Origin of the sequence: Lacinutrix sp., assembly GCF_037625555.1 — a bacterium.
In the GTDB taxonomy this organism is placed as follows: Bacteria; Bacteroidota; Bacteroidia; order Flavobacteriales; family Flavobacteriaceae; genus Lacinutrix.
Map to the genome: position 1 here is coordinate 1 of NZ_JASJHV010000074.1, position 15237 is coordinate 15237.

Here is a 15237-nt window from a genome sequence, read left to right on the forward strand (position 1 = left end):
CAGACGTTCAGAATTTAAAATATTAAGTGGTGGACCAAAAGCTAAATAAAAACACACAAAAATAAATCAGTTTAACCAACTAATTTAAACCACAAAAAAAGCCGCAACTGATGTTGCGGCTTTTTTATTATTTAATCTTGTCTGAAACTAATTACACTTAATATTAGTTACTTAAACTATTAATATTATTGCTAGTAATTGTCTTAATACTATTTTGAGATTTTAAAACCTCTTCATTTATTAAAGAAGTATCTTCAACCATATCTTTTGTGGTTTCAATTGCATTTATATACCAATCTTGCCAAGCCTCTAAAATTTCAATCTGCGTTTTTAAATCTTTTCCATTAGCTGTAGCTAGCTTTCCTTATTTTAATTCTTCATTTATTCTTTCAATTGCCGAATAGTCTATTTGGCTTATAGTTTCTCTAGCTAGATTGTAATCAGCGTTTAAAAGAGCATAGACTAATGATGCAATTCCTACATTTTTAAGTGTTGTTTGTGAAACTTTATCTAATCGGTCGTTATCAGTATGATAAAACTGGTCTGTAAAATGCCAAAAAAGAACACATGGTATATCTCCATTTAAAAACGGCACATGGTCACTTCCTCCTTCATAAGGATTTGTTTTTACAACCCAATTAGCTCTTTCTCCTTGTTGTTTAAATCTGTTTATTAAAAAGTCGTTTAAATAATGTGGTTTCATTTGCTCTAAACTCATTTTTCTTCCTCGCCATTCTGTATGTTTATCACTACCTCTAGTCCAAATAGCACTTGGGTCTGGCATTTTTTCTATTAAAAAAGTACCTCCAGTAATATCTGTATTCTCGCCAAACATATCTAAACTAATTCCCCATTTGATGTTTTTGGCTCTTTCTTTATCTTCTTGAACATAGCGTCTTGTAGAAACTATTTCTAGTGCAACACCAACTCCTGTAGCATTATCATTAGCACCAGGTTCTTGAACATGAGCACTAAAAACTAAACGTTGTTTTGGATATTTAGAACCTTTAACCTCAGCAACAATAGTTAGCTCTTCAGATGGATATATTTTAGTTTCAATAGCAACATTTAAGTTTACCTTACCTTTTTTTAGTGATGCCTTTAAACGCTCCTTGGCTTCATGAGACAAAGCTATTGCCCAAGGCTTTAAAGTTTGGTTTAGAGGTATGGTACGAAACTGAATAGAAGTTGTGTTTTTTTCTGGTTGAAGGTATTTAGGATTGTCATAAGTCATCATTCCAATAGCTTCTCCCTGTATAAGTGCAGCATTATAAACCATAAATGGATTTGCTTCAACAAAAACAATCTTGCTTTTAACATCAATATTTTTTAATTTTGAGAGGTCTTCTATAAAAACCACTTCTCCAGTTATATCTTCTTTTGGTGTGCTATAAGAATTTTAATATCACCATATTTCTATTTGTAACTTGATTTAATAACGGCTTATCTTCACCATTAATTATTACTAAGGCAGATACAGGTTCCCATGTTGGTTTTTTAAGAGGTCTTTTTTCTATTCTATAAGTTAAAACTGTTTCTGGAGTAGCTTTATTTTCATTAATATATCCTGATTCTATTAACTGTTTTTCTATTTCTCGAATACTAGCATCAAAACCTTTGTTACCTACAACACGCCAATATTTTTAAATAAAAGCAGTAGTTTTATATGCTAAATCGCCAGTAAACTCATCATCAACAAGTTTAAAATAATCAACCTCATCGGTTTTAGAAGATTCTATTTCTTTTTTAATATTAGAAGAATTACAACTAATAAATAATATAGAAATGACTAAAATAAAAATTTGTCTTTTAAACATCTTTAGGCTGGTTTGTTAAGTTTACTTTTTACCGCCTACTACTATTACTATTTCACCTTTTGGAGGTTTGTTAGTATAATGCTCTAACACCTCTTTTGCTGAGCCTCTTATGGTTTCTTCAAATATTTTAGTTAATTCTCTAGAAACAGAAACTGGTCTATCTTCACCAAAATACTCACAAAAATGAGTTAACGTTTTTAGAAGCTTATGTGGACTTTCATAAAAAATAATAGTTCTTGATTCTTCTGCTAGTAATTTTAATCGTGTTTGCCTGCCCTTTTTTACTGGTAAAAAGCCTTCAAATACAAACTTGTCGTTTGGTAATCCAGAGTTTACTAAAGCTGGCACAAAAGCAGTTGCTCCTGGTAAACAATCTACCTCAATATTATTTTCTACACATGCTCGTGTTAGTAAAAACCCAGGATCACTTATCGCTGGAGTTCCTGCATCGCTTATTAGCGCAATGGTTTCTCCACCTTTTAAACGCTCAACCAAACGCACGACAGTTTTATGCTCGTTATGCATATGGTGACTTTGCATTGGTGTTTTTATTTCGAAATGCTTTAGAAGTTTTCCTGAAGTTCTGGTGTCTTCTGCTAGAATAGCATCAGCAGATTTTAAAACTGAAATAGCTCTAAAAGTCATATCTTCAAGATTTCCAATAGGTGTTGGAACGATGTATAGTTTGCTCATTAAAAACTGTTGTCTTTTCAAATTTACAATCTTTTTGAGAGTTTATAACGCAACCTTTTTATAATTTTAGCATCTTAGTATTAAACCAACCAATGCAAAAACTTCTAATTTGCCTTTTTCTTTTCTACTTTTCTTTTTTAAAAGTAGCAGCGCAAACTACAGATTTATCTATTGTTGTTGAGGCACAAAACTTATCTGGAAGTACTGTTTCCCAAGTAAATATTTATCAAGATTTTCAATACCTTATTACAATATTAAATTCTGGAAACCCAGTAAGTAATGCTACATTTTCTCAAACTTTAAGCTATAATAATTCTATAAGTCAGAACTCAACAGGAGGTGCTAGTAATGTTTCAAATTTAACTTTGATAGGAAATGAGTTAACTGGTACTATTACGAATATGCCTAATAATTCTAGTGTAGAGGTATTAGTTACTGTTAGTGCTCCTATAACTCCTGGAGGAATTGCTACAAGTGTTATTGTTTTGTCTCCTGACGGAACAACAGATACAAACACATCAAGTAATCAATCCATAATTTCAATAGATATAAATGATATACTAGTAGATTTTTCTGTTACTTACTCTCAAGTTACACCACCAGAAGGGATTGGAATAAGTAATTGGAACAATACTGTTACTTACCAATTTACCATAACTAATAATACTGATGTTGCTTTTCCTTTAGATAGTTTTTCTAGCTACTTTTACGCCACAAAACCATAATTACGCCTAGCATTTTTAACACTGCTAATGGATAAATAATATAAGTGGGGTAATTAAGTGTTTCAAAAAAATGGTTTACCATGTCGTATTTAGTAACATACATGTTCGCAGAATATAGCATCATGACACACAATAAGGCAGTTGTAACCCAATAAATTATTTTTTGAGCATCCATTATTATTGCTATTAATTAAATCTAGCTTCAATAATTTCCATAAAACGTTCTGTATACTCCTCTTTATGTTTCCACGAATTATAATCTGGCTTTACTGTAGTTTCAATAAAAACAGTAGCTTCTTTAAAATTTGTCATGGTATTTAATTGTGAGATAACACGATCGTAATCTTGGTTTTTCCCATCAAATAAGTGTTTAATAAATGCTAGTTTATCATTTAAACCAATAGTAAAACCTCTAGACTTAAGTTTATCATTTAAAGACTTTTTTTCATTGGCTTTAACGTCACTAACTTTGTCAAAAATTGGAGTTTCGTTAAAATCGGCAGTGATGTCTTCAAAATCATTTTTATGATATTTCGGTTTTATTGCTTCAAAAACAGCATCTATTTCTTGAGTTTCATGAGGCATTTGCGCAACCATGTCTTTAATTTTCTCTATTACTGGTTCCATAATTTCATCTTCGTCACGCTCATCTACATCTATATAGGTTTTGTTACCAACCTCAATAGTATCGCTAAATGTATTATTAAACGCTGTATCTAGCATCCCAAAAAACGATGAGTTGTCACCAATAGTTGGTAAATCGTCTTCAAAATTTTCTTGAGCAAATTTTAAAACAGTAAGCTTTTCGTATAGCGCTGCTACCTCAGTATGCATTCTATTTACATCTTCTTTCCCTTTTAGTTTAAGAATCTTATGAGCAATACTCATTAATTCTGATTCTAACTTCTTCATCATAGATTAAAATTTTTATAATTATTTAAATTAATACAATTTAGGCTTTTGATTTTTAATAAATTTGAGCCACCTTTATAGCAACGAGAAATTTATCTTGTTGGTGTGTTAAAATTACAAAATGTTTCTTGAAAATACAGTAAATCAAAAAGAACAATTTGGTTGGATTGAAGTTATTTGCGGTTCCATGTTCTCTGGAAAAACCGAAGAGCTCATTCGAAGGCTAAAGCGTGCGCAATTTGCAAAGCAAAAAGTAGAAATTTTTAAACCTGCAATAGATGTGCGATATGATGACGAAATGGTAGTCTCGCATGATGCAAACCAAATACGTTCTACTCCAGTACCTGCTGCGGCAAATATTCCTATTCTGGCAGACGGTTGCGATGTTGTAGGTATTGATGAAGCTCAATTCTTTGATGATGAAATTGTACGTGTTTGTAACGATTTAGCAAATAAAGGCGTTCGTGTAATTGTGGCTGGTTTAGATATGGACTTTAAAGGCAATCCTTTTGGACCAATGCCAAACCTAATGGCAACCGCAGAGTATGTAACGAAAGTACATGCTGTTTGTACAAGAACAGGGAACTTAGCGCAATTTAGTTTTAGAAAAAACAAAAGTGAAGATCTTGTTTTATTAGGAGAAACAGAAGAATATGAGCCTTTAAGTCGTGCTGCTTACTTCAAAGCTACTATGCGCGAAAAAATAAGAACTATGAAGGTTAATGAGGCAGAAGAAGTAAAATCTAAAAACAAAGATGCGTAAAGCTCAAGAAACAGTTCTAGAAATAGACCTAAAGGCACTGCAGCATAATTTCATGTTTTTAAAATCTAAACTTGAAAACAACACTAAGTTTTTAGCTGTTGTAAAAGCATTCGCTTATGGAAGTGATGCTATAGAAATAGCTAAATATCTTGAAAAATTAAATGTCGATTACTTTGCAGTTGCCTATGTAGACGAAGGTATTGCATTAAGAAATGCTGGTGTTAAAACACCTATTTTAGTTTTACATCCTCTTCCTGAAAATTTTGAATCAATTATACAGCATTGTTTAGAACCCAGTATCTATTCCCAACGTGTTTTAAATAAATTTATAGCTGTAGCTGAAGAAAATAAGCAAACTAATTATCCTGTTCATATTAAATTTAACACTGGTTTAAATAGATTGGGCTTTGATGAGACTGAAATTAAAACCATTTTAAAACATCTTGAAAAAACTAAAGGTATAAAAGTTAAGTCTCTCTTTTCTCATTTAGCAGCAAGTGAAGATGAAAAAGAAAAAGAATTTACTCTAAACCAAATTAGTAGCTTTAATAATATTTCAAAAAAAATAACCCAAATATTACCTTACAAGCCAATGCTTCATATGTGCAATACGTCTGGAGTTTTAAATTATCCTCAAGCACATTTAAATATGGTTAGATGTGGTATTGGCTTATATGGCTTTGGAAATAATCCTGAAATAAATAAAGATTTAAAACCTATAGCAACGTTAAAAACAAGTATTTCTCAAATTCACGTTATTAATAAAGGTAATAGTTTAGGTTACAATCGCGCTTTTATTGCTCATAAAAAAATAAGAACAGCTACTCTACCTATTGGTCATGCAGATGGTATTGGAAGACAATATGGAAACGGAAATGGATTTGTTTTTATTAATGGCAAAAAAGCATTTATTATTGGTAATGTTTGTATGGACATGATTATGGTAGATGTTACATCTATTCCTTGTCAGGAAGGAGACGAAGTTATTGTTTTTGGCCCTGAACATTCTGCTGAGAGTCTAGCCGAGAATGTTAATTCTATCTCTTACGAACTACTCACTTCTGTATCTCAGCGTGTAAAAAGAACTTTTTGTCGATAGTTTGTGGCTTTATAAACTGAAAACCTGCAACTTATGTTCTAATTTTAACTAAATTGATAATTAATTAAAATCAACTAACTTGAAATTTAAAATTATGCTTAAAGAATTTAAAGCCTTTATTATGGTTGGTAACGTTATAGAGTTTGCTGTAGCGGTTATCATGGCAGGAGCAATTGGAGCTGTTGTAACTGGATTTGTAAACAATATTGTAATGCCATTTGTTGGACACTTTAGTGGTGGAACAGACTTTGCAAACCTATTCTATGCAATGGACGGAAAAGACTATTTAACTCTAGAAGCTGCAAAAGAAGCTGGAGGAGCTGTTATATCTTATGGTGCATGGGTAAATACTATAATTAACTTAGTAATTGTAGGATTGGTAATGTTCTTAATTGTTAAAGCATATAACAAAACTAAAAAACCAGTTGAGGCTGCTGCACCAGCAGGTCCATCTGATAATGATTTATTAATGGAAATAAGAGACGCTTTAAAAAAGTAATCCTCATTTTTCATTAATAACTTTTTTTAAAATGGTTTTGCATGCAAAACCCTTTTTTTGTTTCAAATTTTAATAAAAATTTAATCCGTTTTTAAACTCTAGCAATAAGAAAAATAATAGCTTTGTATTAGTATTTTAAATAAAGATTTTTATGAAATTAGCAGTTATTGGTGTTACAGGTATGGTTGGAGAAATCATGCGTAAAGTCTTAGAAGAGCGTAATTTTAAAATTACAGCGTTTATTCCTGTCGCTTCAGAACGCTCTGTTGGTAAAAAAGTAATCTTTAAAAACCAAGAGTTTACAATTGTAAGTATGGCAGATGCTGTTGCAATGCAACCTGATATTGCTTTATTTTCGGCTGGAGGAGAAACGTCTTTAGAGTGGGCTCCAAAATTTGCTGCTGTAGGTACTACTGTAATCGATAATTCTTCTGCTTGGAGAATAGACTTGTCTAAAAAGTTAATAGTTCCAGAAATTAATGCTAGCGAACTGTCTAAAGAAGATAAAATTATTGCTAATCCAAACTGTTCTACCATACAAATGGTAATGGTATTAGCACCACTTCATAAAAAGTATAAAATAAAACGTATCGTTGTTTCAACGTATCAATCTATTTCAGGAACTGGTGTTAAAGCAATGCAACAATTGGAAAACGAAATGAATGGTGTAAAAGGCGAAATGGCTTACCACTATCCTATTCATAAAAATGCTATTCCACATTGCGATGTTTTTGAAGAAAATGGTTACACCAAAGAAGAAATGAAATTGGTTCGTGAAACTCAAAAAATTCTACACGACAAAACCATTGCTATTACTGCAACAGCAGTTAGAATACCAACCGCTGGAGGACATAGTGAATCTGTAAATGTTGAATTTGAAAATGATTTTGATATAAACGAAATAAGAACAATATTAAACGAGACTGAAGGCATAACTGTTCAAGACAACATAGATGTAAACTACTATCCAATGCCATTATATGCTAATGGAAAAGATGATGTATTTGTTGGACGTATTCGTAGAGATGGTTCGCAACCAAATACGCTTAACCTATGGATTGTAAGCGATAATCTTAGAAAAGGAGCTGCTACAAATACGGTTCAAATTGCTGAATATTTAGTTGAAAATAATTTAGTTTAAATACTCTTTATAAAAATGAAGTTACACTAAAAGCGTTTACATAAAATTGTAAATGCTTTTTTGTTTATTTTTATAATCAACAAAAAGTAAAGACCATGAAAAAACTATTCCTTTCCTTATTAACACTTTCAGTAATTATGTCTTGTGAAGAAACCGAAAAACAACACAAAAAAATAACAGTAACTTATCCAGAAACAACAACCGTAGATACTATTACTAGTTATTTTGGAACAGCTGTAAAAGATCCATACCGTTGGCTAGAAGACGATAGAAGTGATAAAACTATGGCTTGGGTAAAAACCCAAAACAAAACTACTTTTGGCTATCTCGATAATATTCCATTTCGTAATGAATTAAAAAACAGATTAACAAAATTATGGAACTACGAAAAAATTGGTGCTCCTTTTAAAGAAGGAGACTACACTTATTTTTATAAAAATACAGGACTCCAAAACCAATATGTGATTTATAGATATAAATCAAGAGAAGACCCAAAAACAGCAACTATATTTTTAGATCCTAATGGATTTAGTGAAGATGGCACAACTTCTTTAGGAGGTACAAGTTTTTCTAAGGATGGAAAAAAAATAGCTTATGCTATTTCTGAAGGTGGAAGCGATTGGAGAAAAATCCTAATTATGGACACCGAAACTAAAGAAATTATAGAAGATACCATTGTAGATGTTAAATTCAGCGGCATGTCTTGGTATAAAAATGAAGGCTTTTACTATTCTAGTTACGATAAACCTGAAGGCAGTGAATTATCTGCAAAAACAGATCAGCATAAAGTATATTATCACAAATTAGGAACATCGCAAAAAGACGATAAAATAATATATGGTAATTCTCCTGAAGAAAAACACAGATATATTTATGGTAGCGTAACAGAAGATGACCGATACTTATTAATATCGCCTCGTGTATCTACTTCTGGAAACAAATTATACATTAAAGACCTAACGAAACCTAATGCGCCTTTAATAGAAATTATCGGGAATACAGATAGTGACACCTATGTGTTAGAAAATATAGGTTCTAAATTATATTTGGTGACCAATTTAAATGCACCAAATCAGAAAATTGTAACTGTAGACGCTTCTAATCCAACACCAGAAAATTGGGTGGATTTTATACCAGAAACCAACAACGTATTGAGTCCATCTACAGCTGGTAGTTATTTTTTTACTGAATATATGGTAGATGCTGTTTCTCAAATTTTTCAATACGATTATAATGGAAAGTTTGTTCGTGAGGTAAAACTACCAAGTATTGGTAGTGCTGGAGGTTTTGGTGCAAAAAAGGAAGATAAAGAGTTGTATTATTCTTTTACAAACTACGTAACACCAGGAAGTATCTACAAATATGATATTGAAAAAGGAGCTTCAGCCCTTTTTAGAAAACCAAGTATCGATTTTAATTCTGAAGATTACAAAAGTGTACAGGTTTTTTACCCATCTAAAGACGGAACAAAAATTCCAATGATTATAACGCACAAGAAAGGTGTAAAACTCAACGGGAAAAACCCAACGATACTTTATGGTTATGGTGGTTTCAACATAAGTTTAACGCCTAGTTTTAGTATTACAAATGCCGTTTGGATGGAGCAAGGTGGTATTTATGCTGTTGCTAATTTAAGAGGTGGCGGAGAATATGGTAAAGAATGGCACGATGCTGGAACACAATTAAAAAAACAAAATGTTTTTGACGATTTTATAGCTGCAGCTGAATACTTAATTGAAGAAAATTATACTTCTAGCGACTATTTAGCTATTAGAGGAGGATCAAATGGAGGTCTGTTAGTTGGTGCAACAATGACACAACGTCCAGATTTAATGAAGGTTGCTTTACCAGCAGTTGGTGTTTTGGATATGTTACGCTACCACACCTTTACAGCAGGAGCAGGCTGGGCTTACGATTATGGAACAGCAGAAGATAACATAGAAATGTTCGAATACTTAAAAGGCTATTCTCCTGTTCATAATGTAAAACCTGGTGTACAGTATCCAGCGACGTTAGTAACCACTGGAGATCATGATGATCGTGTAGTACCAGCGCACAGTTTTAAGTTTGTGGCAGAACTACAAGCAAAACAATCTGGTAAAAACCCAACACTAATTAGAATAGAAACAGATGCAGGACATGGTGCAGGAACTCCTGTAAGTAAAACTATAGAGCAATATGCAGATATTTACGGTTTCACACTCTTTAATATGGGCTACGATGTGTTACCTAGTAAAATGAAAGAAGAGTTTAAAGATTAATATAATTACAACATAAAATTAGACCTCATTGGTTACAAAAACGAGACAGGTCTTTTATTTATTGCTATGCTTCAAGTAAAAAATCTCAACTTTTCATACGGCAAAACACCTGTTTTAAACGACCTTACTTTTCAAGTAAAGCCTGGAGAATACTTAGCGGTTATTGGTGAAAGTGGTTGTGGAAAAAGTACGCTTTTAAAAGTACTTCGAGGTGAATACGATTTAAATAAAGGCTCTGTTTTCTGGAAAAATAATCAAATTCTAGGTCCAAAACATAACCTTGTTATTGGTTATGATTTTATGAAATACGTGGCACAGGAATTTGAGTTAGAACCTTATATTTCGGTAGCAGAAAATATTGGACAGCACCTTTCAAATTTTTATAAAGAAAAAAAAAAGCAACGTATAGCAGAACTTCTTAAAGTTGTAGAACTCACCTTCTTATCGAAAACAAAAGTGAAACTGTTAAGTGGTGGACAAAAACAACGCGTTGCGCTTGCAAGAGCTTTAGCAAAAGCACCAGAAATTTTATTGCTAGATGAACCATTTAGCCATATCGATAACTTTAAAAAACAATCACTAAGACGTAATATTTTTAAGTATTTAAAAAAGAATAACATCTCCTGTATTGTTGCAACACACGATAAAGAAGATGTTTTGGGTTTTGCAGATAATTTAATGGTATTAAACAACAATACAATTGAAGCTTATAATACACCTGAGCACTTATATAAAAAACCTGAAACACCTTTAATTGCTTCGTTTTTTGGTGAATTTAATATTATTAAAGATGAAGTTATTTATGTACATCAATTAAAAGTTGTAGAAGAATCAAGCTTAAAAGCAATAGTGAAAAAATCTTATTTTAAAGGTAAACATTACTTGATTGAAGCTAGTTTAAATGGTAAAATTGTGTTTTTTGAAAACAAAGAAAATTTAAAAATAAATGCACTAATTTATTTAGAAATTATAGCATAGCTGTAATAATAACCATGATGAGTTAAAGAAAAAGAAAGATTCAATTCTTTCTCCTTTTTAAATAATCTTGGTATTCCAATATTGTTTTTTCGAACCTTTAAAAATTTTGTCTTTAGAAAGGTTATTAATTCCTTTTTCACTTTAGAGCTTTGACTCTTATAATCTAATTTTTCACTTTTAAACCACTCACTTTTAACCTCATCTTTACAACCTAAAGTCGCAATAGAATGGATAAAGTCTTCTGTTATTGTAGAGTTAGTAAAGTACTTATTCCTATCAATAACAACTTGTCCTTTGTTTTTAGGAAACAACTCGCATTGAATACGTTTCGGATTAAAAAATCGTTTCCCAAACTGCTGCATATTTACTTTATAAGCAGCTTCTTTCATGCTCCAAAACAGCCAAACCATTTGGTGTTGATTTTCTGCAGAAAAAATAACCTGTTGTTCTTTTTGTGTAAATACTTTGTCTAAAAAACGAGAGCGTTTCCAATTACTATCTTTAGCTGCTTGTTTTAAATCGACAATATCATTGCCTATCATTTTTCAGTAAGTTTTTCATTTATAACAAGCATGGCTTCTTTTACCGAAATCATTCTATCCATATCGTCATTTTCAATTCTTATGTCAAATTCATCTTCAACATCTAAAATCACATCTACCAAATTAGCAGAATTTATTTTAAGGTCGTTAATAAAATCTGTACTTTCTGATAAGCTTGCAAACGCTTCTTCGTCTTGAATATAAGGTTGTACAATCGTTTTTAACTTAGCAATTAATTCTTCTTTTGTCATAGTCTAATTATATTTTTTAAAAATAACACAACCATTAACATCGCCAAAACCAAAACTGGCTTTTACAGCAATATTTAGATCTGTTTTTAATACTTTTTTTATAATTTTTTCTTCGGAAATCAATTCTGAAATTTCTGGATGTACATCTTCACAATTAATATTTGGAAACACAAACTGATCCTTCAATTGTAATACGGTTGCGACGCTTTCAATACTTCCTGCAGCAGCTAAACAATGACCAACCATAGATTTTAAAGAATTGATATACGGAAAATCAGTTCCTTTTCTGTTTAAAGCTTTAGTCCAATTTTCAATTTCTAATCCATCTTTTGATGTCGCTGTTAAATGACCATTAATAACATCAATATCCTCAGAAGGAATTCCTGCATTTTTAATAGCATCAGTAATACAACGTTGCACTGCATCTGCATTTGGAGCTGTCATGGTTCCGCCTTGACGTTGTCCTCCTGAGTTAATATTTCCACCTATAACCTCAGCATAAATGGTTGCGTTTCGTGCTAAAGCACTTTCTAAAGACTCTAACACTAAAGCTCCTGCTCCTGCTCCAGGAACAAATCCAGAAGCACTTGCACTCATAGGTCTTGATCCTTCTTTTGGTGATTGATTATGTTTATAGGTCATCACTCGCATCGCATCAAATCCTCCCCAAATATAAGGTCCATCATCACTGCAACTTCCTACTAACATTCGTTTTGCTTGACCGTTTTTAATACGCTCAAAACCCATCAAAATAGCTTCCGTTCCTGAGGTACATGCTGACGAATTTGTAGTTACTTGATTTCCTAAGCCTAAAATTCCGCCTAAAAAAGCACTAATTCCGCTAGCCATAGTTTGGACGACGACTGTACTTCCTAATCGTTTGACTTGCTTATCATCCAACTTATAAATGGCTTCTCTAAATTTTTCAACTCCTGAGGTTCCTGTTCCAAAAATGGTTCCGCTATCAAAGTCTAAATCACTGTTTGCATCTATCGTAAATCCTGCATCTTTCCACGCATCCATACCTGCTATACAGCCATATAAAATTCCAGAACTATTAAAGCCTCTTAATTGTAAAGGCGTTAAGTATTCTAGTTTTTTTTCTTCGGAAATCTTTGGAATGCCACCAATGCAACACGAAAAATTTAAGTCTTCTAATTCTTGATGAAAGGTAATTCCAGATTCACCATTTTTTATGGCTTTTTTAAACGCGTCAATTCCAACACCATTTGGTGCAACAACTCCTATACCTGTTATAACTACTCTGTTTTTCATGCTTTTATCATTCCTGAAATTTTTCCGCGACAAACCAATTCTCCTTTTTCATTTAAAAGTTTCACTTTACATTTTAATTTATTAAATCTAAAGACTTCTTTTTCTGAAACCACAGTTACTTTCTCTCCAGATAAGACTGGTAAAAAGAAATCGACTTGACTTGAAGTTAAAGCTATTTGAGGTTTTATATCTTCTGAAATTTCATCTTCCAGCATATAAATACCTAAACATACGACTCCAATTTGTGCCATACATTCTGTTAAAATAACGCCTGGTGTAATTGGATTGTTCTTGAAGTGTCCTTTATAGAAATACTCGTCTGTTTTAAAGGTGTAGTTACCTGTTATTCCTTCAGAAGATATCATAGTTAATTCATCAACAAATAGGAAAGGTTGTTGATATGGTAATAATTTTATGATTTGTTTTCCAGTCATACTTAACTAATATGTTCGCCACCATCTACAGGAATTACACAACCATTGATCCAACTTGCTTCATCTTTACTTAATAAATAGACTGCATTTGCAATATCTTCTGGTTGTGTTAATCGCTTAAATGGATTACGTTTAAGACTATGTTCTTTAATTTTTTCGCTTCCAGGAATCATGCGTAAAGACGCTGTATCTGTAACTCCTGCTTGTATACAATTGGCTCTAATCCCAAACGAAGCAAATTCTAAAGCAATGTTTCTGGTAATGGCTTCTAGAGTAACTTTAGCTGCAGAAACTGCTGCGTAATTTTTCCAAGCTTTGGTATTTCCTTCACTTGTAAAACTGATAATTCTAGAATCTTCTGCAAATAGTTTGACTTCAAAAATTGCTTTGGTCCAATCGTATAAACTAATAGCCATAGCATTGATTGTTAGATTAAAATCGTCGTTTTTTAATGTTGGTTTTTCGTCATCCAGCATAGGTTTTAAATTTCCTTTTGCTACACTATGTACTAACGTTCTTATTTCACCTTCAGTTCCTAAAATTGCTGATAATTCTGAAATAATCGCATTTCGTTTTTCCTCTTTAAAAGCGTCAACGTTAAACGATTTAAACTGAACGCCTTCAGATTTAATTTTATAAAATTCTAAATTGATTTCTTCTTCTTGAGTTCTTGAATTTCTGTGAATGATACAAATATGCATTCCATGTTTTGCTAGCTTTTTTGCTGTAGCTAAACCCAATCCGCTGGATCCACCTAAAATGAGTGCCCAATAATTTTTATGTTGAAAGTCTTTTACCATTCTAATAATATGCGTTGTGCTGAAAAACCAGGTCCAAAACTCAGCATTAAACCTTTGTCTCCTTTAGGTAATTGTTTATCCATAAAACGCTCTAAAACATACAAAACAGTAGCGCTACTCATGTTTCCGTAAAGTCTTAGCGTTTCTTTTGTGTCGTCAATATTCTTACCTAAAGATCCGAATAAATCTTCAACAGTTTGTACTATTTTTTTTCCTCCTGGATGAAAAATAAGATGATCTATGTCTTCAATTGTTATGTTATTCCGTTCTAGAAAAGGATGGACAATTTTAGGAAAATGTGCTGAAATGGTCTCTGGAACAGCTTTGTCTAAAATCATTTGCAAACCAGTATTGACCAATTTAAAACCCATCATTGTTGTCGCATCGTAAAAATGATACATCGCTTCGTCTAGTATTTTTGGGCCTTTTTCATCTTCATAAGACGATAAAATTACACTTGATGCACCATCACCAAAAATAGCTGCACTAACAATATTAACCATAGAAAAATCGTCCAACTGAAATGTTGCTGTTGGTGACTCTACAGCTATAACTACTGCACGTTTATTTGGATTAGCTTTTAAAAAATTATTAGCATAAATAATCCCTGAAACTCCTGCTGCGCAACCCATTTCGGTAACAGGTAATCGCACAATATCTTGTTTCATTTTTAGATTATTAATCAAGTAAACATCCATTGATGGAATCATGATTCCTGTGCAACTTACTGTAATTATATAATCTATATCTGTTGGTTTAAGCTTCGCTTTGTCTAGTGCTTTGACTAAAGATTGTTCTGCTAATTTGACGACTTCACGAGAATAAATATCATTTTTTTCTTCAAAAGAAGTGTTTAAAAAAACTTCTTCTGCATCCATAATAGAATAGCGTCTGTCTACTCCTGCGTTTTCAAAAAGCTTGATGACTTTTCTTTGAAAACGTTCCTCTTGACCAGACATCCACACGTTTAAATACGGAATTATATCTTTTGTTTCTCTAGTGTATTTTGGAAGCTGTTTAGCTACTGCTGTTATTTTTACGCTCATG

18 protein-coding genes are annotated in these 15237 nt (G+C 32.2%); 7 read left to right on the plus strand and 11 right to left on the minus strand.

Translation table 11 applies throughout. From position 1 onward, the window contains the following. Positions 1–364: 364 nt before the first annotated feature. From QNK89_RS06240 to rsmI, 3 genes are all read right to left on the minus strand, one after another. The gene (locus QNK89_RS06240; protein WP_340170157.1) at positions 365–1360 is read right to left on the minus strand and encodes a M28 family peptidase; all 996 of its coding nucleotides are present in this window, start codon (positions 1358–1360) and stop codon (positions 365–367) included. Between the two features lie 283 nt (positions 1361–1643). Then, positions 1644–1817 carry a hypothetical protein gene (locus QNK89_RS06245; protein ID WP_340170158.1) on the minus strand — a complete coding sequence of 58 codons (174 nt, stop codon included), beginning with the start codon at positions 1815–1817 and terminating at the stop codon, positions 1644–1646. Between the two features lie 21 nt (positions 1818–1838). Next, on the minus strand, positions 1839–2510 hold the full coding sequence (gene rsmI, locus QNK89_RS06250) for a 16S rRNA (cytidine(1402)-2'-O)-methyltransferase (RefSeq protein WP_340170159.1): 672 nt from the start codon (positions 2508–2510) through the stop codon (positions 1839–1841). A 92-nt stretch (positions 2511–2602) separates the two neighbouring features. Here rsmI and QNK89_RS06255 point away from each other — a divergent pair, with 92 nt between their 5' ends. Continuing rightward, positions 2603–3235, plus strand: coding sequence for a hypothetical protein (locus tag QNK89_RS06255; RefSeq protein ID WP_340170160.1), 633 nt, complete (start codon positions 2603–2605; stop codon positions 3233–3235). On the opposite strand, the gene QNK89_RS06260 is transcribed toward QNK89_RS06255, so the two are convergent. Further along, positions 3207–3410 carry a DoxX family protein gene (locus QNK89_RS06260; protein ID WP_340170161.1) on the minus strand — a complete coding sequence of 68 codons (204 nt, stop codon included), beginning with the start codon at positions 3408–3410 and terminating at the stop codon, positions 3207–3209. The two genes, QNK89_RS06255 and QNK89_RS06260, sit on opposite strands and share 29 nt — an antisense overlap. 11 nt (positions 3411–3421) lie before the next feature. Beyond that, entirely contained in the window at positions 3422–4150 is a 729-nt protein-coding gene (locus QNK89_RS06265; protein WP_340170162.1) for a hypothetical protein, read from the minus strand. A gap of 118 nt (positions 4151–4268) precedes the next feature. On the opposite strand from QNK89_RS06265, the gene QNK89_RS06270 reads away from it, so the two are divergent. The 6 genes from QNK89_RS06270 (at position 4269) to QNK89_RS06295 (ending at position 10888) form a co-directional block, all read left to right on the plus strand. After that, positions 4269–4910, plus strand: coding sequence for a thymidine kinase (locus tag QNK89_RS06270; protein WP_340170163.1), 642 nt, complete (start codon positions 4269–4271; stop codon positions 4908–4910). Then, complete coding sequence (gene alr, locus QNK89_RS06275; protein ID WP_340170164.1) at positions 4903–6009, plus strand: alanine racemase; 1107 nt, start codon at positions 4903–4905, stop codon at positions 6007–6009. The genes QNK89_RS06270 and alr overlap by 8 nt, the downstream gene beginning before the upstream one ends. 94 nt (positions 6010–6103) lie before the next feature. Further along, entirely contained in the window at positions 6104–6508 is a 405-nt protein-coding gene (mscL, locus tag QNK89_RS06280) for a large conductance mechanosensitive channel protein MscL (RefSeq protein ID WP_340170189.1), read from the plus strand. A gap of 151 nt (positions 6509–6659) precedes the next feature. Next, on the plus strand, positions 6660–7649 hold the full coding sequence (locus QNK89_RS06285; protein ID WP_340170165.1) for an aspartate-semialdehyde dehydrogenase: 990 nt from the start codon (positions 6660–6662) through the stop codon (positions 7647–7649). Positions 7650–7744: 95 nt separating this feature from the next. Then, the gene (locus QNK89_RS06290) at positions 7745–9910 is read left to right on the plus strand and encodes a prolyl oligopeptidase family serine peptidase (protein WP_340170166.1); all 2166 of its coding nucleotides are present in this window, start codon (positions 7745–7747) and stop codon (positions 9908–9910) included. 66 nt (positions 9911–9976) lie between these two features. Further along, a complete protein-coding gene (locus QNK89_RS06295) occupies positions 9977–10888 on the plus strand; it encodes an ABC transporter ATP-binding protein (protein ID WP_340170167.1) in 912 nt (303 codons plus the stop codon). On the opposite strand, the gene QNK89_RS06300 is transcribed toward QNK89_RS06295, so the two are convergent. The 6 genes from QNK89_RS06300 to QNK89_RS06325 are packed head-to-tail and all read right to left on the minus strand — an operon-like array spanning position 10867 to position 15236. After that, positions 10867–11430: a 4'-phosphopantetheinyl transferase superfamily protein gene (locus QNK89_RS06300; RefSeq protein ID WP_340170168.1), complete on the minus strand. Its 564-nt coding sequence runs from the start codon at positions 11428–11430 to the stop codon at positions 10867–10869. The two genes, QNK89_RS06295 and QNK89_RS06300, sit on opposite strands and share 22 nt — an antisense overlap. Next, a complete protein-coding gene (locus QNK89_RS06305) occupies positions 11427–11681 on the minus strand; it encodes an acyl carrier protein (protein WP_340170169.1) in 255 nt (84 codons plus the stop codon). The genes QNK89_RS06300 and QNK89_RS06305 overlap by 4 nt, the downstream gene beginning before the upstream one ends. Before the next feature lie 3 nt (positions 11682–11684). Continuing rightward, positions 11685–12956, minus strand: coding sequence for a beta-ketoacyl-[acyl-carrier-protein] synthase family protein (locus tag QNK89_RS06310; RefSeq protein ID WP_340170170.1), 1272 nt, complete (start codon positions 12954–12956; stop codon positions 11685–11687). After that, a complete protein-coding gene (locus QNK89_RS06315; protein WP_340170171.1) occupies positions 12953–13390 on the minus strand; it encodes a 3-hydroxyacyl-ACP dehydratase FabZ family protein in 438 nt (145 codons plus the stop codon). Before QNK89_RS06315 ends, QNK89_RS06310 begins: the two co-directional genes overlap by 4 nt. Before the next feature lie 2 nt (positions 13391–13392). Beyond that, the gene (locus QNK89_RS06320) at positions 13393–14190 is read right to left on the minus strand and encodes an SDR family oxidoreductase (protein ID WP_340170172.1); all 798 of its coding nucleotides are present in this window, start codon (positions 14188–14190) and stop codon (positions 13393–13395) included. Continuing rightward, on the minus strand, positions 14184–15236 hold the full coding sequence (locus tag QNK89_RS06325; RefSeq protein ID WP_340170173.1) for a type III polyketide synthase: 1053 nt from the start codon (positions 15234–15236) through the stop codon (positions 14184–14186). The genes QNK89_RS06320 and QNK89_RS06325 overlap by 7 nt, the downstream gene beginning before the upstream one ends. Position 15237: the final 1 nt, after the last annotated feature.